Raw genomic sequence first — 25,208 nt, 5'->3', positions numbered from 1 at the left:
GTTCCATCAAGGACGAATTGCGATGAAGCCCGAAATCCTCCCCCCGGAAATTTTGCTCGTCGAACCCATGATGCCCGCCGTCGAGCAGGGTCTGGATGCGGCCTACACCGTCCACCGCCTGTCCGCCGCTGCGGATCGCGACCGGCTGATCGCCGAAGTCGGCGACCGGGTGCGCGCCGTCGTCACCGGCGGCGGGACCGGCGTGAAGAACGCGGTGGTCGACGCGCTGCCCAATCTCGGGATCGTCGCCATCAACGGCGTCGGCACCGACGCGGTCGATCTGGAGCATTGCCGCGGCCGCGGCGTGCGCGTCAGCAACACGCCGGACGTGCTGACCGACGACGTCGCCGACCTCGCGGTCGGGCTGATGATCGCCGCCTCGCGCCGGATGATGGTGGGCGACCGCTTCGTCCGCGCCGGGCAATGGCCGAAGGGCAAGATGCCGCTCGCCCGCAAGGTCAGCGGCAAGCGGCTGGGCGTGCTGGGGCTGGGCCGCATCGGCGAGGCCATCGCCAAGCGCGCCGAAGCCTTCGGCATGACCATCGCCTACACCAACCGCAAGCCGCGCGATGGCGTATCCTACCGCTTCGTCGCCTCGCCGGTCGATCTGGCGCGGGAGAGCGACATCCTGATGGTCGCGGCCTCGGCCGGGCCGGATGCCCGCAACATGGTCGGACGCGCCGTGCTCGACGCGCTGGGGCCGGAGGGTCTGCTGGTCAACGTCGCCCGCGGCAGCGTGGTGGACGAGCCGGAACTGCTGGCCGCCTTGACCGAGGGCCGGCTGGGTGGCGCCGCGCTGGACGTCTTCGCCGACGAGCCGAACGTCCCGGAGGGCTTCTACGGCCTCGACAGCGTCGTGCTCCAGCCGCATCAGGCCAGTGCCACGGTGGAAACGCGGACGGCGATGGGCCAGCTGGTGCTGGACAATCTGGAGGCGTTCTTCGCTGGCCGGCCGCTGCCGACCGCCGTGGTGTGAGGCAGCGTCGCCGTGGCCCCGCCGGCCGATAACGGCAAAGCCGCCGGTCAAAGGACGGGGAGCGTCACCTTGACGGAGGTCGCCGGCCACGCCGGGGTATCGCGCTCGACGGTGTCGCTGGTGCTGCGCGGCAGCCCGCTGGTGGCGGCGGAAACGCGGGAGCGGGTCCAGGCCGCCATGGCGGCGCTCGGCTACATCTACAACCGTGGTGCCGCCACCCTGCGCGCCGCCCGGACCCAGACGGTGGGGCTGCTGGTCTGCGAGTTGAACAACCCCTTCTATGCCGAGATGACGGCGGGGGTCGACGACGTGTTGGACACCGAAGGCTTCGTCGCCTTCATCGCCAACACCGCCGAACAGCCGGACCGCCAGGACCGCTTCCTTCAGCGGATGCGCGAGCACAATGTCGACGGGGTGATCCTCTGCCCCGCCGCCGGCACGCAGAGCGAGCTTCTCGACCGGCTGGACCGCTGGCGATTGCCCTGCGTGCAGGCCCTGCGCTTCGTCTCGGATCGGGGACGGGACTATGCCGGGGTTGATTACCAGGCGGGCATGGAGACGGTCACCGAGCATCTCGTCTCGCTCGGCCACCGGCGGATCGCCTTCGTCGGCGGCACTTTGGACCATTCCGCCTATGCCGGCCGCATCGCCGGCTTCGCCGCGGCGATGCGCCGGCACGGGCTGGCCGACGATCTGGTGCTGCGCTGCCCGCTGACCCGGCGGTCGGGTGCGGAGATTGCCGATGATCTGCTGAATAGGCCGCAGCCTCCGACGGCAGCGCTGTGCTACAACGACGTGGTGGCGCTCGGACTGATGCTGGGGCTGGAAGCGCGCGGTCTCAGGGCCGGGCGCGATCTGGCCGTCACCGGCTTCGACGACGTGCCGGAAGCGGCGCTCAGCCGGCCGGCGCTGACCACCGTCGCCACCTCGGCAAGGCAGATCGGGCAGGACGCCGCCCGGCTGCTGCTGCGCCGGATCGCCGACCCGCTAGGGCCGCCCGAGCGGATCATCCTGCCGAGCCGGCTGGTCGTCCGCGACTCCTGCGGAGCGCCCTCCCCCTCCCTCCACCACAGAGACCTGTCATGACCGATACCGTCGACGCCCTGATCGAGGCGCGCGAGACCCGCCAGTGGCTGACCGGGCTGGACAGCCGCCCCGCGACCGAAGCGGAGGCCTATGAGATCCAGGACGCCGTCGCCCGCCGCCTCGGCCCCGTCACCGCCTGGAAGGTCGGCGCCCGCACGCCCGACGCCGAGCCCTTCCGCGCACCGATCAACGCCGCCACCGTGTTCGAGAACACCGACCATCTGCCGGCGAAAATCTTCCAGGTCATCGGCGTGGAGGCGGAGATCGCCTACCGCTTCGCCCGCGACCTGCCGGTGCGCGAGCAGCCCTACAGCCGCGAGGAGGTTCTGGACGCCGTCGCCTCCGTCCATCCGGCCTGGGAGATCGTCGACACCCGTTTCGCCGGCTTCGGCAGCCAGGACGGGCTGAGCCATATGGCCGACCAGTTCAACCACGGCGCGCTGATCGTCGGCCCGGCCATCGCCGACTGGCGCTCGCTCGACCCGGTGAAGGAAGCGGTGACGCTGGAGGTCGACGGCGAGACCAAGGTGGATGTCGTCGGCGGCAACAGCGCCGGCGATCCGGTCCGCCTGCTGGTGTGGATGGCCAATGTCGGTGCCCGCAGCTTCGGCGGCCTGCATGCCGGCGAGGTGGTGACCACCGGATCCTGCACCGGCACCATCTTCGTCGAGCCGGGCAGCCGGTCGGTCGCCCGCTACGGCACCATGGGCACCATCACGCTGAAGGTGGATTGAGCGGAGGTTGAGCGGGCCGGCACCCACCGGCCCGCGACACACCTCAGGGCAGAAGGTGCCCGAGCCGCTGGCCCAGCGCGGTCAGGCCGCTGGAAGCCGGGACGTCGGCGCCGGCGACCAGATCGACCTCTCGGCGGACGGCGCCGTCAAAGTCGATGCGGAGCCGGCCGACGACGTCGCCGCGATGGACCGGGCTCGGCAGCGGCTCGGCCAGGGTGGCGACGACATGCAGGCTGTTGCGGTCGGCCGGCGCCATGGTCACGGTGACGTCGTCGGCGACCGTCACCGGCACGCTGTCCTCCTCGCCCATCCACACCGGGGCCTGTTCGACCAGTTCGCCCTGGTGCAGCAGGGGATAGAGTCTGAAGCTGTTCCAGGCCCAGTCGAGCAGACGGGTCGGCTCGTCGTTGCGGGCCTGCGGGCTGGGCATGCCGTTGACCACCAGAACCAGCCGGCGCCCGTTGCGCTCCCCCGACGCGGTCAGGCCGTAGCCGCCGACCTCGGTATGGCCGGTCTTGATGCCGTCGACGCTGACGGGATGGTAGAGCAGTGGGTTGCGGTTGCCCTGGCGAATGCCGTTCCAGGTGAAAGTCCGCTCCGATTCGTAATGGTAGAATTGCGGGAAGTCGCGGATCAGATGCGTGGCGAGGGTCGCCAGATCGCGGGCGGTGGTGTAGTGGTCCGGATCGGGCCAGCCGCTGGCGTTCATGAAATGGCTGTCGGTCATTCCCAACTGGCGCGCCTTGGCGTTCATCAGCGCGGCGAAGGCGGATTGGCTGCCGGCCAGCCCCTCGGCCAGCGCCACGGCGGCGTCGTTGCCGCTGTCGATCAGCAGGCCGCGCAGCAGATCCTCCACCCGCACCTGACTGCCCAGCTTCAGGAACATGCGCGAGCCACCCATCTTCCAGGCGGTCTGGCTGACCGGGAAGCCGGTATCCAGCGTCGTCCGGCCATGGACCAGCGCGTCGTAGGTCAAATAGGCCGTCATCATCTTGGTCATCGAGGACGGCGCCATGCGGGTCGTCCCGTTCTTGTCCAGCAGCACGGCGCCGCTGGACAGATCGACCAGATAGGCCTGCTTGGCCGCCGTTTCCGGCTGGGACAGCGCAAGCGCGGGGACCGGGAGCAGGATGGCGGCGGCGAGCGAGAGGCAGGCGGCCAAGCGGCGAATGAGGGCGGTGGAACGGCCTTCCGGCCGCGGATTGACGACGATCACCCTGTGGATCCCCTGAGGCGACGGATGGGTCTTGCGATGGCCGTTTCCATGAACCATCGCCGCACCGGCTTCACCCCTTATTTTCGTATGAACCTCAATTTTAATGTGGGACAGCCGGAAGGTCAGGCCCGGAATTCAGATTGAGAATTCAGGTTGGGAAGTCAGGCGGGGTCGAGCAGCCGTGGCCCGGCACCGCCGTCGCCAAGCTCGTCCCACGGGTTGCGCAGCGGGCAATCGCGGATCGACAGGCAGCCGCAGCCGATGCAGCTGTCCAGATTGTCCCGCAGCCTGGTCAGCTTGGCGATGCGGTCGTCCAGCTCCTCGCGCCAGCGCTCCGACATGCGGCGCCAGTCGGCGGTGCTGGGCGAACGGTCCTGCGGCAGGGCGTTCAGGGCGTCGGCGATGGAGGCCAGCGAGATGCCGAGCCGCTGCGCCACCTTGATGACCGCCACCCGCCGCAGCACGTCGCGGGAGAAGCGGCGCTGATTGCCGGGGTTGCGCCAACTGCGGATCAGCCCCTGCGCCTCGTAGAAATGGATGGTCGAGACCGCCACGCCGGAGCGGCGCGCCACCTCCCCCACCGTCAGATCCTTATCGTAGTCCTCCGGCGACAGCATTCCGGCCCCTCCCCGCTCCTGCAACCCTCCGTCCCGCCAGTCTGAAGGCTTTTCCGCTTGACCTCAAGTTCTGTTGAGGTTTTAGCCTGCCCCGACTTTGCCGCCCGAATGGGCAAAGTGCCGATTGGTTGGTCAGGATTATGGGCCGGAGGGATTGGGAGCGAATGACCAGGGGAAAGCTAGCCGCCTTGCGGGACCGTCTGGCGGGATTGGGTGAGTTCGTGTTCCGGCCGATCCTGCCGGGCGCCACGCTGCGCGACCGCATGATCGCCTGCTGCGGTGCGCTGCTGGGGATCGCCGCAACCGGGCTGCTCTGCCGCAACATGCTGACCTTCATCGCCAGTGCGCCGGTGCTGGTGGCACCGATGGGGGCGTCGGCGGTTCTGCTGTTCGCCGTGCCGGCCAGTCCGCTGGCCCAGCCCTGGTCGATCATCGGCGGCAACACGCTGTCGGCGATCGTCGGGGTGCTGGTCGCCAGCATCATTCCCGACCCGATGCTGGCGGGGGCCGCCGCGGTGGCGCTCGCCATCGCCACCATGTCGCTGACCCGCTGCCTCCATCCCCCCGGCGGGGCCGCCGCCCTCACCGCGGTTCTGGGTGGGCCGGCGGTGACGGAAATGGGCATCAAGTTCGCGTTCTTCCCCGTCGCGGTGAACTCCATCCTGCTGGTCACGGCCGGACTGATGTTCCACCGGCTGTCGGGCCACCGCTATCCGCACAAGGCCGCCAACACCCACCGCACCAATGATCCGCCGCCGCAGCTGCGCCCGGCCCTGATCCAGGGCGACGTGGACGACGCGCTGCGCACGCTGGCCGAGACGCTGGACGTCAGCCGCGACGATCTCGGCGCCCTGCTGGTCAATGCCGAGCTGCATGCGCTGGAGCGGCTGCATGCCGACATCACCTGCCGCGAGATCATGTCGCGCGATCTCGTCACCGTCACGCCGGATACCCATCCGCAGGTGGCCCGCGCCCGCCTGCTGGAGCATGGTTTCCGCACGTTGCCGGTGGTGGATGGGCAGAACATGGTGGTCGGCATCGTCGGGCACGAGCAGCTGTCGCATGGCGACACCCTCCACCACGGATCACGCGTCGCCGCCGTCATGGCGCCGGCCGCCACCGAGCTTCCCGACACGCCGGTCTTCCGCCTGCTCGGCCGCCTGTCCGACGGCCGCACCCATGACGTGGTGATCGTCGACCAGAACCGCCGGATCCTCGGGATGGTCACCCAGACCGACCTGCTGGTGGTGCTGGCCCGCGCCGCTCTGGCGCGTGCGGTGCAGACCGGGGTCGATGGGCTGAACGAGGCCCTGCCGCGCGGTTATCTGCGCGACGTGACGGCGGGGCGGGCATAGCGGCTCCAGGGCCCCCCTTTTTCAACACCAGGTCTGACGGGACCTCACGTCTCAGTCTGTCGTGACAGGAAAAGCTCTCTATGGCTGATTGACCCATGGGCCGGAACGCACCAATGTACATGGCATGTCCATGTCCAATCAGGAGAGTGTCATGGCTGCGACGGCGCGTCTGGTGGTGCAAATGACGCCTGAAGAGAAGAGACGGCTTGAGCGCCGCGCCAAATCCGCCGGCGTTTCGACAGCGGAATTCGTCCGGCGGCGGATCACCGATGATGATCTGGCGGAGCATCGGGAAGAGATCGAAGGGTTGCTCGATGCCCTTTCCGCGGCGGAGCCGGGCATCATCGCCCGCCTCGACGCAGCTCTCGCGGAGACCGAGGCACTGACGGCGGCTTTGCGGGAGCGGCGGGTGCCATGAGTTTCGGCGACAAGATCCTGGGCGGACTGCGATCGATCGTGCTGATCGAGGAGCGGGTGAAGCGGCTGGATGAAAATCTGGGGGCGTTGAAACGAGAGGCGACGTCTGCGGTGGCCGATCACGAAAAGCGCTTGATCCGTCTGGAAACGATCATCGAACTCCATCGGCCAGACGGGACGACGTTGCGCATCGCGCCGCCCGAAGGGCGATAGCGCTGGAGAGAACCCGCTTGAACTCTGGTGACGGGCGTCTGGCGGATGGAAGCGTCACCAGAGTTCAGGATTCCAGAAGATCGGCGTCACCAAAGTTCAGCGCCGGGATTCAGCGGCAAGATCCAGGCGCGTATCAGGCGCGTATCAGGCGATGCGCGCCATCGCCCGCTCGCTGATCGGCGGACGCGACGGGTAGAGGATCAGCCCTTCCCCCGATTCCTCGACCCGGGCGTCCGGGTAGGCGGCCATGGCGTATTTCAGATTCGGGATGAACTTGGTCTTGAACTGGCGCACCAGGGCGTAGCCGGCGCCGAACTGGCCGTGCAGGGCCGCCCAGGTGATCGGCGTCGGCTTGTCCAGCGAATGGAGGCGGTAGGCGAGCCAGATATAGACGTCGAGCGCCATCGACTTGCCACTGATCGCTTTCAGCGCCTCTTCCGCCACCGGCACCGGATGTTCGCGCAGGGCCTTGAAGAAGCTGTCGCTCAGCCGGACCGTCTCGGTGAACAGGGTTCCCTGGCGGTCGTCGGGACGGCGCAGCTGGATGGCGTCGGCGACGATCGATTCCTTGCTCTGCCGCCGGCCGCCGTCGGCGTCGGTGAAGAAGGTCAGGTGGCAGGCGGATAGCCTTGCGGCCTGATCCTCCACGTCGCGATAGGCCTTGCCGCAGATCGGGATGTCCATGCGTTTCAGCCAGTCATGCATGGAACCGCCCAGCTCCACCTCCGGATTGCCGGTCTGGATGGAGCGGGTCTGCAGATAGAGCAGGATCATGCGCGCCCGGCTGCCATAGGGAACGCCGATTCGGCGGGTGACGCCGTTGCGGTCCTCGATCACGCCGGGCTGGATCACCAGCTTCACCTTGTGGCCCGGCCGTTCCCAATGCTGGTCGTCGGGAAGCTGGCGATGTGGCAGTGCGGTCTGGCAGAATCCGGCGTAAGTGATGCCGAGCTTGCCATTTTCCGCGGCCTGGACCGCGGCGGCGATGTCGATCAGCGGCCGTTCCTCGTCCGAAACGAGTGCCAGCGCGCCGTCTCGTCCGTGAGTCTCGATCAAACGATGAATGCTGCCCATGCCGACCTCCAGCTTTTGGCCCACCGTGACGGTGCTGTGACCGTCCAGTGACCGAACCTGCCAGATACAACACCCCGGATCGCGCCGAAGGCAATTTGAACCTTGGTGACGCAGGCTAATTGGAAGCTATTTGGAACCAACTATTAGATTCGTCACCAAGGTTCAGGGGATAACTCCGAGTCGCGTCACCAGAGTTCAAGGCAGGCGTCACCAGAGTTCATGGGGGAGAATCGGCGGCCTGTGGACGAATCGCGCCGGTGGAGTGCCTGACGATTTGAACCTTGGTGACGCTCGGCTTGTCGATTCGGCGAGAATCGGGATGACGGACCCTACGGGGCGTCACCAAAGTTCAAGGATTCCAGCAGGCGCGATGGGTGGCGTTTCAGGCCTGCGAGAGGAGGCGGGTCGGTGGCCCGGGCTGCGGGCCATTGGACAGGGTGGACTTCCCGTTACCCCCGCGAAGACGGGCATCCGGGGAAATTGGCGGATAAGCGATTGAATTCTCTGGATTCCTGTCTTCGCGGGAATGACTCCGCCATGCGTGGAGGCTCGTCACGCGGCTCATCATTGACCGGGATTGCCCAGGCGTCACCAAAGTTCAAACGCCCGTTCGAGTCGATTCGGGGTGCCGGGCGGCGCCTGGGCGTCACCAAAGTTCAAGGCCATGGACGGCTCCGCGGCACCTTGGCGTCACCAAAGTTCAGGAGTCATGCCGAGTCGGTCGGGCTGCGTGCGTCACCAAAGTTCAAATCCGGGACGGTCGTTCCGCCCGGGGAGCGTCACCAAGGTTCAGGAGTCCCGCCGGCAGGGAACAGGCCGACCGCGCGGGAGTTGTCTTGCCCTGAGGCCTGATGGGGGGAGGAGACGCCATGGCGCGGCAAACGGCGGGATCGATGGGAGCGGCGTCGGGGGCAGAAGAAGAAGACCGGGAATCGGGAAAGGTCGTCTTCGCCGCCATCGCGGCCAATCTGGCGATCACCGTCACCAAATTCATCGCGGCGCTCCTCACCGGCAGTGCATCGATGCTGAGCGAGGCGGTCCATTCCCTGGTCGACACCGGGAACGAGGCGCTGATGCTGGTCGGGCTGAAGCGGTCGAAGAAGCCGCCCGACGAACGCCACCCCTTCGGCTATGCGCGCGAGCTGTATTTCTGGACCTTCGTCGTGGCGCTGGTGATCTTCGCCGGCGGTGCGGTGGTCTCCCTCTATGAAGGGGTGGAGAAAATCCTGCATCCGCAGCCGGTCGAGCAGGCCTGGATCAACTTCGTCGTGCTGGGCGTCGCCCTCGTGATGGAGGGGATCAGCTGGGTGGTGGCGCTGCGGGCCTTCAATGCCGACCGCGGCGAGGCCGGCGTGTTCGAGACCGTCCATGCCAGCAAGGATCCGACCGTCTTCATCGTGCTGTTCGAGGACAGCGCCGCCCTGGTCGGCCTCGTCATCGCCGCCGCCTGCCTGTCGGCCGACCTGCTGCTGGACCAGCCGGTCTATGACGGCGTCGGCTCGGTGCTGATCGGGCTGGTGCTGGCGGCCACCGCCGGCTTCCTCGCCTATGAGACCAAGAGCCTGCTGATCGGCGAGGCCGCCAGTCCCGACTTGGTGCGCGGGGTGCGCGCCCTGGTGCGGGAGGAACACGCCGTCGACCACGTGAACGAGGTGCTGACCATCCATCTCGGCCCGAAGGTGGTGATCGTCAATCTCAGCGTAGATGTGCGGGACGAGGTCAGCGCCGGGCAGGTGGAGCAGGCGCTGGCCCGCATCGAACGGCGGGTGAAGGAGCGGTTTCCCGAGATCCGGCGCGTCTTCACCGAGGTGAGGGCGGCGGGCGAACCGGCGAACCTTGCAAACAGCCGAGCCCACACCACTTGACCGGCAGCGCGCAATCAGGATGGAGCAACCCTGCCCGGCAGGCGGGGACCCGATGAACTCTTCGCCAAGCGGCCCCAGGTGGCCGCGGGGGACCGAATTTTCGGTCGTCCGCGGCGTATCCCCATCTTTCTGCATGGACGATCCGGTCGTTATCATGCGGCCCTGGGCGGCCGATGCCTGACGCGCTTTACGCTGCCGGCTCTCCTTTCCTCACTGGTCCTGTCGAACGCGGGGCGCCACCGGGCGCCGGCCGCGCGATGACTCATGCTCATTCTTTCAGGGAATCCTTGGATGCTCTCGTTTGAGATCGCCATCATCGTCGCGTTGACGCTCCTCAACGGGGTGTTCGCCATGTCCGAACTGGCCGTCGTCTCCTCGCGCAAGGCCCGGCTCCAGCATCTGGCCGACCAGGGCGACCGCGGCGCCCGGACGGCGCTACGGCTGATCGAGGAGCCGAGCCGCTTTCTCAGCACCGTCCAGATCGGCATCACCCTGGTCGGCGTCGTCGCCGGCGCCTATGGCGGCGCCACGCTGGGCGACCGGCTGGGCCAGTGGCTGGAGGGCTTCCCCGTTCTGGCCGGGAACGGCGAGATCCTCGGCGTCGGCGGCGTGCTGGTGGTCATCACCTATCTGTCCATCGTGCTGGGCGAGCTGATCCCGAAGCGCATCGCCCTGAAGAACCCGGAGCGGGTCGCCGCCCTGATCGCGCCGCCGATGCGCATGCTGTCCCGCATCGCCGGCCCCTTCGTCTGGCTGCTCGGCGCCTCGACCGACCTGCTGCTGCGGCTGCTTGGCCTGCATGGCGCCCGCGAGGAGACGGTCACCGAGGAGGAGGTCCGCTCGATGATCTCCGAAGGCACCCAGACCGGGGTCTTCGCCCCGGCCGAGAAGGAGATGATCGACGGCGTGCTGCGGCTGGCCGACCGTTCGGTGCGCAGCATCATGGTCCCCCGCCCGGACGTCGCCTGGCTCGACCTGGGCAAGCCGCAGGCCGAGCTGCTGGAGGCGATCCGCAGCTTCGGGCATTCGCGCTATCCGGTGTGCCGCGGCACGCTCGACGAGCTGGTCGGCGTCGTCCACACCCGCGACCTGCTGGGCGCCGTCGTCCAGGGCCGCCCCTTCGACCTGGAGGCCGGAGCCGCCAAGCCGCTGGTGGTGCATGACGGCACGCCGATCCTGAAGCTGCTCGACCTGATGAAGAACTCGGGCCACCATCTGGCGATGGTGGTCGACGAGTATGGCAGCATCGAGGGGCTGGTCACCCTGACTGACATCCTCGAGATCATCGCCGGCGACCTGCCGGAGGCCGGCGAGGCGGTGGAGACCGCGGCGATCCGGCGCGAGGACGGCTCCTGGCTTGTCGAGGGCTGGATGCCGGTGGACGAGTTCGAGGACATTGTCGGCGTGCGCGGACTGCGCGATGCGGGGGACTTCCACACGGTGGCGGGGTTGGTTCTGCACCGGCTGGGCCATGTGCCGCAGGCGGGCGAGATCTTCGACTGGAACGGCGTCCGCTTCGAAGTGGTCGACATGGACGGACGCCGCATCGACAAGGTGCTGGTGATGCCCAGGGTCGAGCAGCCGGACGAAACCGGGGGGTGAGACCCGCGGCCGGGCGATGGGGCGGGGTTGCATCTGTTGTTGCAACTCCGCACGGGCTCCATTGACAAAGTTCCGGCAACTTGCTCAGACTCCGCGCGGCCGCCGACGGGGGGCCGGAGTCCGGGGGAATGACGGGAGTGCTGTCGATGGGGAGCGGGGGCGACGACATGCGCCAGCTGCGCGAGCGCCGCGGCGAGAACCAGACGCAGTTCGCCGAATGGCTGAATGGGCAGCTCGGCCGCAGCTATACCAAGGCGCGGATCAGCCGCTGGGAAAGCGGGGCAGAACGGATCCCGCAGCAGCTCGTCGATTTCCTGACCCGCCACAAGGCGGACGAGCGGCCGCGGGTCGCCACATATCTGGCCGTCGCCAACCAGAAGGGCGGCGTCGGCAAGACGGCGACCGCCGTCAACCTCGCCTACGCCCTGACCGAGGGCGGGGCGCGGGTGCTGCTGATCGACTGCGATTCGCAGAGCAACGCCACCGTCCATGTCGGCATCGGCAACGCCGCCATCGTCGCTTTGGAGCAGCAGCGCAAGACACTTTATTACGTCCTGCGGTCGGAAGAGCCGCTGACCTCGGTCATCATGCCGACGACGGAGAGCGGGCTGGACCTGGCGCCGGCCGGGCTGTCGCTGGCCGATGCCGACGTCGAGCTGGCGGCCGATTCCACCGGCGGGCTGATCCTGCGCGAGAAGCTGGACGAGGTGCGCCACTCCTACGATTACGTGGTGATGGACTGCGCGCCCAACCTGGGGCTGGTGACCGCCAACGCCCTGTCGGCGGCCGAGCTGGTGGTGGTGCCGGTGCAGACGGAGGCGCTGGCTCTGCTGGGCGTCAAGCGGCTGATCGACACCATCGGCCGCATCCGCCGCCGGGTGAACCCGGCCCTGCGCATCGCCGGCATCATTCCGACCATGTACAACGACCGGCTGACCCAGGACCGCGCGACGTTGCAGGAACTGCACGAATCCTACGCCGGTCAGGTGCCGGTCTTCGACCCGATCCCGCGTGCCACCGTCTATGGCAAGGCCGCCGCCGCCGGCATGATCACGCTGGCCGGCGATCCCAAGGCGCCGGGGGCCGAGACCTTCCGCGAGGTGGCGCGCCAGATCCGCGCCTATGCCCAGAACCGGGAGACGTCGCATGTCGCGTAAGTTCGAACGCAAGACCCGCGAACTGCTGGGAACCGCCGCCGAGCCGGGCGGCGCCGCGATGGGCGGCGGGCTGACGGTGGGCACCGACCGGCTGTTCGGCACCTCGGCCGGCTTCCCGCACGTGGTGGAGCTGGACCTCGCCCGCGTCCACCGCAACCCCGATCAGCCGCGCCGCCATTTCGACGAGGCGGAGCTGCGCAGCCTCGCCTCCTCCATCGAGCGGCACGGGCTTCAGAACCCGATCCTGGTGCGCCCGCTGCCCCAGGGCGAGTATCTGCTGATCGGCGGCGAGCGGCGGGTGCGCGCGCACGAGATGCTGGGCCGCAAGACGGTCTTCGCCATCCTGACCTCCGGCGACCCGGACGAGATCGGGCTGATCGACAATGTCCAGCGCGTCGACCTGAATGCGGTGGAATATGCGGCGGCGCTGGCCCGGCTGATCGACAAGCACGGCTACACCCATGACGAGCTGGCCGCCGTGGTCGGGCGCGACCGCACCGACGTGACCAAGCTGCTGGCGATCATGGGCCTGCCGGGAGAGATCCGGGAGGAGTATGCGACCGAGTTCGCCCATGTCTCCCGTTCCGTGATGATCGAGATCGCCGCCGCCCCGGCCGAGCTGCAGGACCGGCTGTGGGAGCGCGCCAAGGAGGGCGCCAGCGTCAAGGCGGTGCGGCAGGCCAAGCGCGACCATGCCAAGGGCGGTGCCGATGCCGACGCTCCGCAGGAGGACACGGCCGGGGACGCGGATGCGAAGGAGGCGGTGCGGAGCCTGCAGGCCAGCGTGAAGCGCATCCTGCGCGACGTCGCCGTGGTGCGCGAGCAGCGCCGCTACCTCGACCCCGACAACCGCGACCGGCTGGTGCGGCTGCGGGCCGAGATCGATGCGATCCTCGATGGGGAGGAGGGCAACTAGACGCCCTCTCCCAGCAGCGTCTTGGGCTCCAGGAAGGCGTCCAAGCCGAAGCTGCCGTACTCGCGGCCGATGCCGGACTGCTTGAAGCCGCCGAAGGGGGCCTTCGGGTCGTGGGCCAGGCTGTTGATCAGCACCCGGCCGGCAACGATGCGGTCCGCCACGCGGCGGGCGCGGGCGGTGTCGCCCGACAGCACATAGGCCTGAAGGCCATAGATGGTGTCGTTGGCGATGGCGACCGCCTCCTCCTCGTCCCCATAGGGGATGATGGAGAGGACCGGGCCGAAGATCTCCTCGCGCGCGATGGTCATGTCGTTGCGGACGGCGGTGAACAGGGTCGGCCGCACGAACCAGCCGCCGACGCTTTGTCCCTCCGGCCGCCCTTCCCCGCCGGCCAGCAGGACTGCGCCCTCCTCCATTCCGATGCGGATGTAGCGCTGGACCCGCTCCCACTGGGTCCGGCTGACCATCGGGCCGACGGTGGTTTCGGGATCGCGCGGATCCCCGGCGCGCACCGTCTCGACCGCCGCCTTGGCCAAAGACTCGATCTCGGCAAGCCGGCTGCGCGGGGCGAGCAGGCGGGTGCCGGCAATGCAGGCCTGACCGCTGTTCATGAAGGCGGCGCTCACCGCCAGCGGGATCGCCCGGGACAGGTCGGCGTCGTCGAGGATGACGGTCGGCGACTTGCCGCCCAGCTCCAGCGTCACCCGCTTCAGCGTGTCGACCGCCGCGCGCAGGATCGCCTTGCCGGTGGCGGTGGAGCCGGTGAAGGAGATCTTGGCGACATCCGCATGGCTGGAGATCGCCGCCCCCACCCGGTCGCCGCGGCCGGTGACGATGTTGAACAGGCCGGGGGCCAAGCCGGCGGCATGCAGGGCCTCGGTGACGATCCGCGTCTGGCGGGCGCTCATCTCGCTGGGCTTGATCACCGCGGTGCAGCCGGCGGCGATGGCGGTGGCGAGCTTGCCGCAGATGAAGCCGGCGTCGCTGTTCCACGGCGTGATCAGCCCGGCGACGCCGAGCGGCTCCATGCTGACTTCGGCCGTACCCATCCGCCGGACAAAGGGATAGTCGGCCAGCAGGTCGGCGGCCTCGCGCAGGACGTTGACCGGGTGATCGGCCATGAAGGCGGCGCGCGAGACCGGAGCGCCGTATTCGTCGATTATGGCATCGAGCAAGTCGCCGCGCCGCTCGGCGACGGCATCGGCCATCCGCTGCAGCATCGCGATCCGCCCCGCCTTGTCGGTCCGGGAAAAGGCTGGGAAGGCCCGTTTGGCGGCGGCGATGGCGGCGCGTGCGTCCTCTTCGTCGGCGAGGCGGACACGACCGGTCACGGCGCCAGTCGCCGGGTTGTGCAGATCGAACAGCTCGGTTCCATGGGGGGTGACGAAGCGGCCGTCGATATAGATGGTGTCGATGTCGAGGATGTCTTCGTGGGGCATGACGGGTCTCACTGAATGGCCTGTGGGTGTCTGCCCATCCAGGTGGCATGGGGTCCGTCGGGTGATAAGATGGACAATCCTGCATGAATCGGTGAATGGACCGGGACAATGGCAAGCAGCGGGCTGGTGATTCCGGGGGTGGCGGAACTGGAGGCCGTGCAGGCCGTCGCCCGTCACCGCGGTTTCCGGGCCGCCGCGGTCGAACTCGGAATGTCGCGGTCGGCGCTCAGCCATGCCATCGCGGCGTTGGAGGAGCGGCTGGGGGTGCGGCTGTTCCACCGCACGACACGCAGCGTCGCCCTGACCCAGGCGGGGGAGCAGTTCGTTGCCGACACCGCCCCTGCCCTGCGCGACATCCGCGCGGCCATCGACCGGCTGGGCGACCACCGGGCGACGCCCACCGGAACGCTGCGGATCAACGGTTCGGCCGGTGCGGCGCGGATGATCATGAAGCCGGTCATCCTGGAATTTCTGCGCCGCTATCCCGCGATGACGGTGGACATCGTCACCGAAGGGAAGCTGGTCGATGTCGTGCTGGAAGGCTTCGATGCCGGCATCCGGTTGGCGGAGCAGGTTCCACAGGACATGATCGCCATCCCGCTCGGTCCCGACCTGCGCTTCGCGGTCGTCGGAACGCCGGACTATTTCGCTGGCCGCCCCCTGCCGGTGACGCCGGGCGACCTTGCCCGGCATCGCTGCATCCGCAGCCGCCTGCCGAGCGGCGGCCTCTATCGCTGGGAGTTCGAACGCCATGGCGAGACGGTCGCCATCGACGGCAGCGGCCCGCTGATCCTCGACGATCCGCTTCTGATGCTCGACGCGGTCCGGGCGGGGCTGGGGGTGGGGTATCTCGCCGAGTGGCATGTCGCCGAAGACATCGCCGCCGGCCGTCTGCTGCGCGTGCTGGAGGACTGGACGCCGCCGTTCCCTGGACTGTGCCTCTATTATCCGGGCCGGCGCCATCTGCCGCCGGGGCTGCGGGCGCTGGTGGATCTGGTGCGGGAACTCGGGGGTGGGCGATAGGGGGCGGGCGATAGGGGGCGATGTGGGACGTCCCACAGTTCCTTCTCCCCCCTGGGGAGAAGGTTAGGATGAGGGGGTTCGGCGCAGCCGAAGAGATCCTCGAAGCGGATCCCCCTCACCCCGACCCTCTCCCCGGGGGGGAGAGGGGGAATGTCAGCCGGCGGCTCCAGAAGGGGCGGTCTTGCCAGCGGCGTTCCAGCCCGTACCAAGCGTGCAGGTGGGCGCGGTAGGCGTCGCGGATCGGAGCCAGGCTTGCGGCATAGCCGGGCAGCGCGCCGGGATCGCCGGACAGGTGGCGGTCGGCGGCCTCCGCGGCGGCCAGACCGGTGTAGAGCGCATTGAAGAGGCCCTGCGACGACAGCGGGTCGAAGCCCAGGGCGGCGTCGCCGACCGCCAGCCAGCCGTCGCCCGAGGTGGGGGACAGGGTGCTGCTGTGGGCGGCGCAGAAACCGCCCCTCCCCTCCCCCTGCCCGTCCGGTTCGAAGCCGCAGGCGCGTAGCGATCCCGCAAGCACGTTGCAGCCGGACAGCCGGCGCAGAAGCTGTCCGACGTCGCGGGCATCGGCCGCAGCGGGGAGGTCGGCGTCGGTGTGGAAGGCGACCACCCGGCGGCTGGCGGGCAGCGGGGCGCTGTACCACCAGCCGTCCGGTTCCGCCTCGATCCAGGTCAGGCCGGACTGGCGGCCGGGAGCGTCCCGGCCGTGGACCCAGCCGCAGACCAACCGGTCCGACACCGTCCGCCGGGCGCCGAATCGCTTGGCCAGCGGCGAGCCGCGCCCTCCGGCATCGACCAGCAGGCGGGTGCGGACGGGGAAGCGGCGGCCAGCATTTTCCACCTCCAGCAGCCAACCGTCACCGTTGCGGGTCACCGACAGCGGCTGGGCCGGGACCAGCAGGGCGGCGCCCCGCGAGGCCGCCACCCGGCGCAGCCAGCCGTCGAACCGGCCGCGGTCGAGATGCCAGCCCGGCCCGTCGAGGTCGCGCAAATTGTCGGCCTCGACCGGCAGCGGCCCGCCCCAGACCGACCGGCCGCCATGGCAGGGGGAATGGCCTTCGGCCAGGAAGGCCTCCCACAGCCCCATGTCGGTCAGCAGCCGGCGCGCCGCCGGGGCCAGCGATTCGCCGATGCGGACAGCGGGGCCGTCCCGCCGGTCCAGCACCAGCACCCGGTGCAGCGGTGCGAGGTTGAGGGCGAAGGCGGCCCCGGCGGGGCCGGCCCCGATTACGACCGCATCCGCCTCGACCACACCCGTCAGTGTCAACGCAGCCCGCGCGGGAAGCGGCGGACCTTGTCGATCCGGCTGATGTCCACCGGCTGGGTCGCCCGCAGCCCGGCAGCGCTGCCCGAGGCGGCCGGCGCCCTGGACGCCAGGGTGCGGTGGGCGGCTCGGACCGCCTTGGTCCCTGCCTTGGTATCGACCGTGTCATCGACGTCGGGGATGAGGATATGCCGGTCCTCCACCTCGATCAGCGGCGGGAACAGCTTGGCCCCCTCCGGATCGGTCGGGCCGGAATGGACCTCGACCACGCCGAGATGGTCGAAGTGATGGATCATGTTGTTGATCTGGTCGGTGTAGCTGGTGGTGCCCAGCGGCGCGATCCAGGCGGCCCGGTTGGCGAAGGCGGCCAGACGCACCTGGGGCGGCTGGTCGGCATCCATCACGATCCGGTAATTCTCCCTGGTCAGCACCTCGTTGGGGACGCGGGCCGGCCAGAAGGTGGGGACGTTGGGATCGTAGCTGGAATCGTAGCCCGAGCGGCAGCTTGCCGTGTCGGTCTGCCACGGCACCGCCATCCAGCGGGTGATGCCGCCGGGAAGCTGGCCATAGAGCGGGCCGTTGGGGATGGTCACGGTATCGCTGGACAGGATGGCGCCCATGCCCGGTTCCACCCAGCCCTTGGGCGCATGGGCGAAGCGGAACGGCTCCATGTACATGCTGGAGGCGCGGACCGGCCACGTCATCTCGCAGCCGGGATGGAAGGCGTCGGCGAGGCAGAAGTCCAGCGCGGCCTTGGTCAGCACCTCGCCCTGCTCTTCCAGCGGAACCTGATCGAACGCGGTGTAGACCGGGACCTTGCCCCAGTCGTCCTCGAAATCTCCGGCGACCCACTGGTCGAGGAATCCGAGCTGCGTCTGGGTCAGCGACGTGTACTGGCGCGGCGTCGGGGCCGGCGGGATGCTCATCGCGTCGCCATAGACCCAAGGCCAGGGCATCGGCGACCAGCTGTCCACCGCGTCGTGGCGGAAGGAGTTCTTCAGCACCCGCCGGGTTTCCTGGTTGGCGAGGCTGCGGTCGCTGAGCCGCGCGATCCACTCCGGCCTGGTGAAGTCGTTGGCGGAATTCCAGCCGAACCCGGCGGCGAAGCCGGCATTGACCCATTGCAGCCCGGTCATCCGCTCGAACACCGGGTAGATGTCGCGGGTGAAGGAGGGGCGCGCCGGCTTGGGCAGGGTGCCCGCCTGGATCGCCACGTCGCGCATCAGGTCCCACATGGTGCGGACCGACTTGCGCTGCGGCCCGTAATTGGGCGGGGCGACCACGATCCAGGCCGGGGTGACCGGCAGCTCCATGCCGTTCAGCGTGACGACGGCATCGACCGGCCCGTCCGACACGTCGTCGTGCCAGCCTTCGTTGTTGCCGAAGGTGATCGCCTTGGTGCCGTTGCAGGAGGAGGAAAAGCCCCGACCACCGGTGACCAGCAGGCGGTGGTCGCCCTCCTCGCACCACATGCGGCCGAGATAGACCGGCTCACCCTGATGCATGAACTTGCCGGCGACCAGCTTGCGGCTCTGCTTGCCATGGCCGGCATGGATCTCGTGCTCGCCGGCATCGAGCACCAGCGCCTCGCGGTCGGTGACCGTCGGGTTGCGCAGCGTGGTGGGATCGACCGACGCCGCCTCGGGGATGTCGAGCGCGAGCTGAAAGCCGTACCAGGCCGATTTCCGGTTGGCGAGATGGACCTTCCAGGTGATGTCCGCCCCGCTGTCCGCCGCGGTCAGCTCGCGGACGATGCGGCCCATGGCATCGACGCCATAGATGCGGAAGCGCGCCGCCTGCGGCAGGAGCCGGCCTTCGGCGTCGCGGTAGGGGTTGCGCGCCGGATCGTCGCCGACGACCGCCGGTTCCGGGTTCGGCACCTCGGGACCGACGACATGGCCTTTCGGCGCATTGCCGACGCGGGCGACGCCGATGGCGGGATGGATCACCGCCTTGACGATGCAGGTGTCTTCCCTGGGCGGCGGCGGCGCCTGGTCGCGCGGCTGCGTCGGCTGTTCCAGCGGCTGGCCGTTGGCCTGATGGCGGACGGCGGCGCCGTGGTTGTAGACGAGCTTGCGCACCGCGGCGATGCTGCCCTGCGGCGCCTGTTCCACCGGCGTGCGCCAGATGTTGAAGGCCAGCTCCTGCCCATAGTCGCCCTGGCCCGGCGCGCAGACATCCTGCCGGTGCAGGACCAGCGTCGCCACCCGCTGGTAGGGATACTGGTCGGTCGGCCATTCCTGCGTCGCCTTGTCGAGCGGATAGCCGGCGCTCTTCGGCACCACCTGCACCAGGAAGGTGAAGCGGTATTCGTCGTCCAGCAGCCGGTTGGCGAGGTCGGTGGCGAGATAGTTCTTGTCGTCCGTGGGCACGTTGACCGCCGGATGGCCGGGCGGCGGCGTCTCCGGCACCAGGGAGTATTTGGCGTAATGGTCGGGGCCGAAGTCGAAGGGCAGGATCGCCCAGTATTGGGTGGTCAGCACGCTGCCGTCCACCTGGGCCGACATGGCGTTCAGGATGCCGTCGGTCTTCGGATGTTTGGCGAGATAGCCGGGATAATCCTTCAGGACCACACCGGCATAGGTGAACTCGCACATCTCCTCCGCATCGTCGACGAAGAAGACCGGGTAGTTCTGCATGATGAAGTCAGCGACATCGCCCTCTTCGCCCAGGGCGTTGACCCCGTCGACACCCCAGAGCTTCAGCCCGATGCCGAGCGTGGAGCCGAGATCGGGCGAGGTCGGGCCGGTGTCGCTGGAAAAGCGCATCCAGGCCGTCAGGTCGTCCCTGGCGAAGACGCCGACGCGCAACGATTCCGGCCGGTTCGGGTCCATCACCAGACGGCCGTGGGCAACGCCGTGCAGCTTGCGGAACACCGCGCGTTCCGCCGGCTTCTGGCCCAGCGCGATCCGCTTCATCTGGCCCATGGCGATGAACATCTCGTCCAGCCGCTGGGTGGCGTTGGTCGCGCAGTCGAAGCAGGGGGGACTCTTGGTGGGGTCGCTGGCCGTCATTCGCTCCGTCTCCTGGTTCGTCCGGCGGCGCTGCCGGGGCGGGTGGGTAAGCGGGGAAGGGGTGGCAGGTTGTTCTGCGTTCGTGTTTTTCCCGTTCCTTCCATCGTGCTTACGCGAGCAGTTCAGGAGTTTCCACCGCAAATAATCAGCCAATTTCACAATCTGTGACTTTCGGAGAGTGAATTGTGACGACGCTTTCCATGGGTTGGTAAAGGAAGGGATTTGTTCATTGTGCCGATGCCTGCCGGGGATCGGCTGGCGGTTCGGCGGCCATGTGGGACGTCCCACAATCCCCGCCCCTCTTGACCCCTGCCCTGCTCGCTCCTGCCTGCCGGCCGTGTATGATGGGCGGACCGTTCCGCAGGGATCCGATGAGAATGACCGACAACTTCTTCGACATCGTCGCCGCGCGCTTTCCCGCCGATGCCGACACCTCCTTCATCGAGTTGGAGTCCGGCCGCCGCTACAGCTATGGCGACCTGATGGAGATCAGCGGCCGTTATGCCCGGCTGCTGACCGGATTGGGCGTCGCCAAGGGCGACCGCGTGGCGGTGCAGGTGGAGAAGTCTCCCGAGGCGGTTTTCCTCTATCTCGCCTGCTTGCGCGCCGGGGCGGCCTATCTGCCGCTGAACACCGCCTATACCAAGGCGGAGGTCGGCTATTTCCTCGGCGATGCGGAGCCGAAGGTGTTCGTCTGCACGCCGGCCAGCGAGGCGGCGTTGGCCGAGACCGCAAGGGCTGCCGGAGTGGGCGCGCTGCTGACCCTGGGCGGCGATGGCGATGGCAGCCTGGCTGAGCGGGCGGCGGGGCTGGACCCGGCGTTCGACACGGTGCCCTGCGCGGCGGACGATCTGGCGGCGATCCTCTACACCTCCGGCACCACCGGGCGGTCTAAGGGAGCGATGCTGAGCCACCGCAACCTGTCTTCCAACGCCGCGACCTTGCACCGCATCTGGGGGTTCCGGCCGGACGACGTGCTGCTGCACGCCCTGCCGATCTTCCACACCCATGGCCTGTTCGTCGCCACCAACTGCGTGCTGATGAACGGCAGCGGCATGCTGTTCCTGCCCAGGTTCGACGCGGACGCCGTGTTCCGCCTGCTGCCGCGGGCGACGGTGATGATGGGGGTACCGACCTTCTACACCCGCCTGCTGGCCGACCCACGGCTGACGCCGGCGGCGGCGGCGCATATGCGGCTGTTCATCTCCGGTTCCGCCCCGCTGCTGGCCGACACCCACCGGGAATTCCGCGAGCGCACCGGCCACGCCATCCTGGAACGCTACGGCATGACCGAGACCGGGATGCTGACCTCCAACCCGCTGGACGGCGACCGCATTCCCGGCACCGTCGGCTTCCCGCTGCCCAAGGTGTCGGTGCGGGTCGCCGACGAGAAGACGGGGGAGCCGGTGCCGGATGGCGATGTCGGCGTGCTGGAGGTGAAGGGGCCGAACGTATTTTCCGGCTATTGGCGGATGCCGGAGAAGACGGCGCAGGAAATCCGGCCCGGCGGCTGGTTCATCACCGGCGATGTCGGCCGGATCGACGCGCGCGGCTATGTCCACATCATCGGCCGGGCCAAGGATCTGGTGATCTCCGGCGGCTTCAACGTCTACCCCAAGGAGGTCGAGACGGTGATCGACGCCATCGACGGGGTGGTGGAATCGGCGGTGATCGGCATTCCGCATCCGGACTTCGGCGAGGCGGTGATGGCGGTGGTGCTGAAGCGGCCGCGGAGGGCTGGCGGGACGGTGGACGAGGCGGCGGTGATCGGCGCCTGCAAGGAGCAGCTGGCGAACTTCAAGGTGCCGAAGGCGGTGGCCTTCGTCGACGAGCTTCCGCGCAACGCCATGGGCAAGGTACAGAAGGCCCTGCTGCGCGAGACGTACAAGGACAGGTTCGGGAGATGAGCGGCATGCTGCATCAACGCTGGGACGCGATCATTTTCGACTTCGACGGCGTGCTGGCCGATTCCAACGGCCTGAAGGGGGAGGCCTTCGTCACGCTCTACGCCGACGAGGGGCCGGAGGTGCAGGATGCCATCCGCGCCTATCATCGCGCCAACGGCGGCATGCCGCGGCGGGAGAAGCTGATGCGCTTCGAACGCGAGGTGCTCGGACGTGACATTGCGGAGGAGCGGCTGGACCGGCTGGTCGAGGATTTCGCCTTGGCGGTCGAGCAGGCGGTGATCGCCTGCGCCGAGATCCCCGGCGCGGCGGATTTCCTCGCCGCGCATGCCGGCCGGCCATCCCTGTTCGTCATCTCGGCGACGCCGCACGAGGAGATGCTGCGGATCGTCGCCGGTCGGGGCATGGGCGACCGCTTCGTGTCGGTGCATGGCAGTCCGCCACGCAAGGCGGAAACGGCGGCTATGCTGCTGGCCCATCATGGCTTCCGGCGGGAGCGCGTGGCCTTCGTCGGCGATGCCGTGCAGGATTACGCGGCGGCGTCGGAGCTGTCGCTGGCCTTCGTCGGCGTGCGCGACGCGTTCGGCAAACACCCCTTTCCTGACGCGACGCTCACCATCGCCAACCTGCATGAACTGCCGGCGGCGCTGGCGGCGCTGTAGATCCTACTGCGTTGACGAGTGGTTGGCCGGTCGCGTCATGGAGCGTCGGCGCGATGCGGCTCCGTCACGCGCCGATTGGCGGGCTGGACGACCACGGTTGCCGATCTCGTGGAAGGAGAGGGCGGAGTTCCCTCTCTGCCACGGTGCCACGACCGGCATTTTGCAAATCAACTTGAGAATAACTATCAATATCACTATGCAGAAAGGCGGAGCGTGATCGCTCCGGCAGGCTTGCCATGAAAACGATCCAGCGAAGGAACGGACGGCCATCAAATGCTAATAATTATTAATTGCATTTCAGAGCCGTCTGTTCCCGGCACTGGAACGGTGTTGGGACGCCGACGGGGGGAGCATCGCCAATCAATGGGCAAATCGACATCGGTACAGTGACGAGTGGGGGATCATCGGAATGAGGGAAATCGGGCAGTCTGGATGCTTCGGGGGGCGGAGCAGGGGGCGGGTTGTCCTGTCGGCGTCGGTCGCGGCCGTGGCCCTGCTGCTGCCGGTCGCCGCCTTGGCGCAAGCGACGACGTCCGGCAATGGAAGCGCTTCCGGGAGCGCGGCGTCGTCCGGATCGATGACCCTGCCGGCGATCGACGTCAGCGCCGAGCGCCAGCGCGACGCCAACCCGCCGACCAGCGTCGGCTCCAAGCTGCCGCTCGCCCCGCGCGAGGTGCCGCAGACCGTCACCACGGTGCCGCGCGAGCGCATCGAGGAGCAGAAGCTCATCACGCTCGAAGACGCCATGAAGCAGACGCCGGGCGTCACGGTGGAGCCGATCGACGGCAACCGCCTGCAGTTCTACTCGCGCGGCTTCGAGATGACGAACCTGCAGTTCGACGGCGTGCCGACCACGCTGGACAGCCGCATCTTCGCCTCGCCCGATCTGGCGATGTATGAGCGGGTGGAGGTGCTGAAGGGACCGGCCGGGCTGCTGAACGGCATGGGCGGTCCGGGCGGCGCCATCAATCTCGTCCGCAAGACGCCGAAGAAGACGCTGGAAGGCTATGGCGAGCTGACCGCCGGTTCCTATGCCAATTACCGCGGCGAAGGCGACATCACCGGGCCGCTGAACCAGTCCGGCAGCCTGCGCGGCCGCTTCGTCGGCGCCTATCAGGACCGCAACGGCTTTCAGGACTGGACGAAACAGGACCGGGCGGTGGCCTATGGCAGCATCGCCGCCGACCTGACCCCCGACACCACCCTGACCGCCGGCGCCTGGTATCAGCGCATGAGCTACCAGGGTGCCTGGAACCTGCCGGGCTATGCCTCGGTGGTGGGCGGGCAGGCGCAGTTGCGGCTGCTCGACGTCGACCGCTCGACCTCGCTGGGCGAGACGTGGAACGAGGATGTCTTCACCACCAAGGGCGGCTTCGCCGATCTGGAGCACCGGTTCGACAATGGCTGGGCGGTGAAGCTGGCCACCCATTACATCGACAATGAGATGGACCGGAAGATGGCCTACGCCTATTCGCCGGTCACGCCGGGGGTCAACCGGACGACGCTCTACGCCCAGAAGGTCCGCTACGACCAGGATCAGATCGGCGCCGACCTGTCGGCCAGCGGCAATTTCGGGCTGTTCGGACGGACCCACGAGGCGGTGGTCGGCGCCAACTACGAGCGGTGGACCTTCCGCCACCGCGCGGCCAATCCGGTCGGCACATGGTCGGTGACGCAGAACATCTTCTCGCCCGACGCCTCGGCGCCCGAACCGGCTTGGCGGGACTGGCAGAGGGACACCAGGACCACCACCGACAGCTGGGGCACCTATGGCGTCCTGCGCCTGAAGCTGGCCGAGCCGCTGAAGCTGATCGTCGGCGGGCGGATGAACTGGTGGCAGACCAAGGTGGATGCCGACCGGCTCGCCGGCACCGCGGAAAGCAGCGCGTCGGTGCGCGGCAAGGTCACGCCCTATGCCGGCCTCGTCTACGACGTCAACTCCACCTATGCGCTCTACACCAGCGTGACGCAGATGTACCAGTCGCAATCCTTCGTGGATGCGTCGGGCAAGGTGCTGGAGCCGCTGAAGGGGCGGCAGTACGAGGCCGGCGTCAAGGCCGACTATTTCGGCGGGCGCCTGCACGCCACCGCGTCGGTCTTCCACATCGAGGAGGAGAACCGGCCGCAGTCCGACCCGCGCTTCCCCAACCAGTCGATCTACATCTCCAGCGGCAAGGCGCAGAGCCGCGGTTTCGAGCTGGACGTTTCCGGCGAGATCCTGCCGGGCTGGGACGCCTATGCCGGCTACACCTTCACCCGGGCCAAGAGCCTGGACAGCAGCGCCAACTCCGGCAGCGCCTTCACCGCCATCGCGCCGACGCATCAGGTCAAGCTGTGGACCAACTACCGCCTGCCGGAGAGCATCGACGACCGGCTGAGCGTCGGCGGCGGCGTGACCGCCCAGACCTCGATGTACAACGAGTTCCCGTCGCTGAATTATGCCCGCCTGACCCAGGGCGGCTATGCGACGGTGGACGCCCGCGTCGGTTATGACGTGACCGAGAAGGTCACGGCGGCGGTCAACGTCAAGAACCTGTTCGACCGCAGCTATTACCAGCGTGTCGGCACGCCTCAATCGGGCAACATCTATGGCGAGCCGCGCACCGTGCTGCTGACCCTGCGGGCGAAGCTGTAAGAGCCGGTTTCGGGACCTGCGGGGGGCGTCTCCCCCCGCAGGTGT

General features: G+C 68.4%; 20 protein-coding genes. 14 read left to right on the top strand and 6 right to left on the bottom strand.

Annotated elements, in window-relative coordinates; genetic code table 11:
• Positions 1 to 22 precede the first annotated feature (22 nt).
• From JHL17_RS20450 to JHL17_RS20440, 3 genes are all read left to right on the top strand, one after another.
• Positions 23 to 976 carry a 2-hydroxyacid dehydrogenase gene (locus tag JHL17_RS20450; protein WP_200195849.1) on the top strand — a complete coding sequence of 318 codons (954 nt, stop codon included), beginning with the start codon at positions 23 to 25 and terminating at the stop codon, positions 974 to 976.
• A gap of 69 nt (positions 977 to 1,045) precedes the next feature.
• Entirely contained in the window at positions 1,046 to 2,062 is a 1,017-nt protein-coding gene (locus tag JHL17_RS20445) for a LacI family DNA-binding transcriptional regulator (RefSeq protein WP_211113480.1), read from the top strand.
• Positions 2,059 to 2,796 (top strand): 2-keto-4-pentenoate hydratase, encoded by a 738-nt coding sequence (locus tag JHL17_RS20440; protein WP_200195845.1) that lies wholly within the window; start codon positions 2,059 to 2,061, stop codon positions 2,794 to 2,796. The genes JHL17_RS20445 and JHL17_RS20440 overlap by 4 nt, the downstream gene beginning before the upstream one ends.
• Positions 2,797 to 2,839: 43 nt before the next feature.
• Here the strand turns inward: JHL17_RS20440 and JHL17_RS20435 are convergent, their stop codons facing one another.
• Both JHL17_RS20435 and soxR read right to left on the bottom strand, forming a co-directional pair.
• Positions 2,840 to 4,012 (bottom strand): serine hydrolase, encoded by a 1,173-nt coding sequence (locus JHL17_RS20435; protein ID WP_200195843.1) that lies wholly within the window; start codon positions 4,010 to 4,012, stop codon positions 2,840 to 2,842.
• A gap of 161 nt (positions 4,013 to 4,173) precedes the next feature.
• Positions 4,174 to 4,629, bottom strand: coding sequence for a redox-sensitive transcriptional activator SoxR (soxR, locus tag JHL17_RS20430; RefSeq protein WP_200195841.1), 456 nt, complete (start codon positions 4,627 to 4,629; stop codon positions 4,174 to 4,176).
• Between the two features lie 164 nt (positions 4,630 to 4,793).
• On the opposite strand from soxR, the gene JHL17_RS20425 reads away from it, so the two are divergent.
• The 3 genes from JHL17_RS20425 to JHL17_RS20415 all read left to right on the top strand — a co-directional run bounded on the left by JHL17_RS20425 (position 4,794) and on the right by JHL17_RS20415 (position 6,614).
• Complete coding sequence (locus tag JHL17_RS20425) at positions 4,794 to 5,984, top strand: HPP family protein (RefSeq protein WP_200195840.1); 1,191 nt, start codon at positions 4,794 to 4,796, stop codon at positions 5,982 to 5,984.
• A 151-nt stretch (positions 5,985 to 6,135) separates the two neighbouring features.
• Positions 6,136 to 6,402, top strand: coding sequence for a plasmid mobilization protein (locus tag JHL17_RS20420; RefSeq protein ID WP_200195838.1), 267 nt, complete (start codon positions 6,136 to 6,138; stop codon positions 6,400 to 6,402).
• Positions 6,399 to 6,614 (top strand): hypothetical protein, encoded by a 216-nt coding sequence (locus JHL17_RS20415; RefSeq protein ID WP_200195836.1) that lies wholly within the window; start codon positions 6,399 to 6,401, stop codon positions 6,612 to 6,614. Before JHL17_RS20420 ends, JHL17_RS20415 begins: the two co-directional genes overlap by 4 nt.
• Before the next feature lie 144 nt (positions 6,615 to 6,758).
• On the opposite strand, the gene JHL17_RS20410 is transcribed toward JHL17_RS20415, so the two are convergent.
• Entirely contained in the window at positions 6,759 to 7,688 is a 930-nt protein-coding gene (locus JHL17_RS20410; RefSeq protein WP_200195834.1) for a replication protein RepA, read from the bottom strand.
• 869 nt (positions 7,689 to 8,557) lie between these two features.
• On the opposite strand from JHL17_RS20410, the gene JHL17_RS20405 reads away from it, so the two are divergent.
• The 4 genes from JHL17_RS20405 to JHL17_RS20390 all read left to right on the top strand — a co-directional run bounded on the left by JHL17_RS20405 (position 8,558) and on the right by JHL17_RS20390 (position 13,228).
• Complete coding sequence (locus JHL17_RS20405) at positions 8,558 to 9,553, top strand: cation diffusion facilitator family transporter (protein ID WP_345773845.1); 996 nt, start codon at positions 8,558 to 8,560, stop codon at positions 9,551 to 9,553.
• A 291-nt stretch (positions 9,554 to 9,844) separates the two neighbouring features.
• Positions 9,845 to 11,155: a hemolysin family protein gene (locus JHL17_RS20400; RefSeq protein WP_200195833.1), complete on the top strand. Its 1,311-nt coding sequence runs from the start codon at positions 9,845 to 9,847 to the stop codon at positions 11,153 to 11,155.
• A 128-nt stretch (positions 11,156 to 11,283) separates the two neighbouring features.
• Positions 11,284 to 12,312 (top strand): AAA family ATPase, encoded by a 1,029-nt coding sequence (locus JHL17_RS20395; RefSeq protein WP_200195831.1) that lies wholly within the window; start codon positions 11,284 to 11,286, stop codon positions 12,310 to 12,312.
• A complete protein-coding gene (locus JHL17_RS20390; RefSeq protein WP_200195829.1) occupies positions 12,302 to 13,228 on the top strand; it encodes a ParB/RepB/Spo0J family partition protein in 927 nt (308 codons plus the stop codon). Before JHL17_RS20395 ends, JHL17_RS20390 begins: the two co-directional genes overlap by 11 nt.
• On the opposite strand, the gene JHL17_RS20385 is transcribed toward JHL17_RS20390, so the two are convergent.
• The gene (locus JHL17_RS20385) at positions 13,225 to 14,667 is read right to left on the bottom strand and encodes an aldehyde dehydrogenase family protein (RefSeq protein ID WP_211113479.1); all 1,443 of its coding nucleotides are present in this window, start codon (positions 14,665 to 14,667) and stop codon (positions 13,225 to 13,227) included. The genes JHL17_RS20390 and JHL17_RS20385 overlap by 4 nt on opposite strands.
• A 108-nt stretch (positions 14,668 to 14,775) precedes the next feature.
• Between JHL17_RS20385 and JHL17_RS20380 the strand changes: the two genes are divergently transcribed.
• Positions 14,776 to 15,690, top strand: coding sequence for a LysR family transcriptional regulator (locus JHL17_RS20380; RefSeq protein WP_247893683.1), 915 nt, complete (start codon positions 14,776 to 14,778; stop codon positions 15,688 to 15,690).
• Between the two features lie 115 nt (positions 15,691 to 15,805).
• On the opposite strand, the gene JHL17_RS20375 is transcribed toward JHL17_RS20380, so the two are convergent.
• Both JHL17_RS20375 and JHL17_RS20370 read right to left on the bottom strand, forming a co-directional pair.
• Positions 15,806 to 16,951 carry an NAD(P)/FAD-dependent oxidoreductase gene (locus tag JHL17_RS20375; protein WP_200195827.1) on the bottom strand — a complete coding sequence of 382 codons (1,146 nt, stop codon included), beginning with the start codon at positions 16,949 to 16,951 and terminating at the stop codon, positions 15,806 to 15,808.
• Positions 16,948 to 19,962: a LodA/GoxA family CTQ-dependent oxidase gene (locus tag JHL17_RS20370; RefSeq protein ID WP_200195825.1), complete on the bottom strand. Its 3,015-nt coding sequence runs from the start codon at positions 19,960 to 19,962 to the stop codon at positions 16,948 to 16,950. Before JHL17_RS20370 ends, JHL17_RS20375 begins: the two co-directional genes overlap by 4 nt.
• A 377-nt stretch (positions 19,963 to 20,339) precedes the next feature.
• On the opposite strand from JHL17_RS20370, the gene JHL17_RS20365 reads away from it, so the two are divergent.
• The 3 genes from JHL17_RS20365 to JHL17_RS20355 all read left to right on the top strand — a co-directional run bounded on the left by JHL17_RS20365 (position 20,340) and on the right by JHL17_RS20355 (position 25,163).
• Positions 20,340 to 21,869, top strand: a complete 1,530-nt coding sequence (locus JHL17_RS20365) for a malonate--CoA ligase (protein ID WP_200195823.1) — start codon at positions 20,340 to 20,342, stop codon at positions 21,867 to 21,869.
• 5 nt (positions 21,870 to 21,874) lie between these two features.
• Complete coding sequence (locus JHL17_RS20360) at positions 21,875 to 22,528, top strand: HAD family hydrolase (protein ID WP_247893682.1); 654 nt, start codon at positions 21,875 to 21,877, stop codon at positions 22,526 to 22,528.
• A gap of 487 nt (positions 22,529 to 23,015) precedes the next feature.
• Positions 23,016 to 25,163, top strand: a complete 2,148-nt coding sequence (locus JHL17_RS20355; protein ID WP_200195820.1) for a TonB-dependent siderophore receptor — start codon at positions 23,016 to 23,018, stop codon at positions 25,161 to 25,163.
• Positions 25,164 to 25,208: the final 45 nt, after the last annotated feature.

This window comes from Azospirillum endophyticum (genome assembly GCF_016595245.1).
Lineage (GTDB): Bacteria > Pseudomonadota > Alphaproteobacteria > Azospirillales > Azospirillaceae > Azospirillum > Azospirillum endophyticum.
This window is presented reverse-complemented; position numbering and strand designations above follow the sequence as displayed.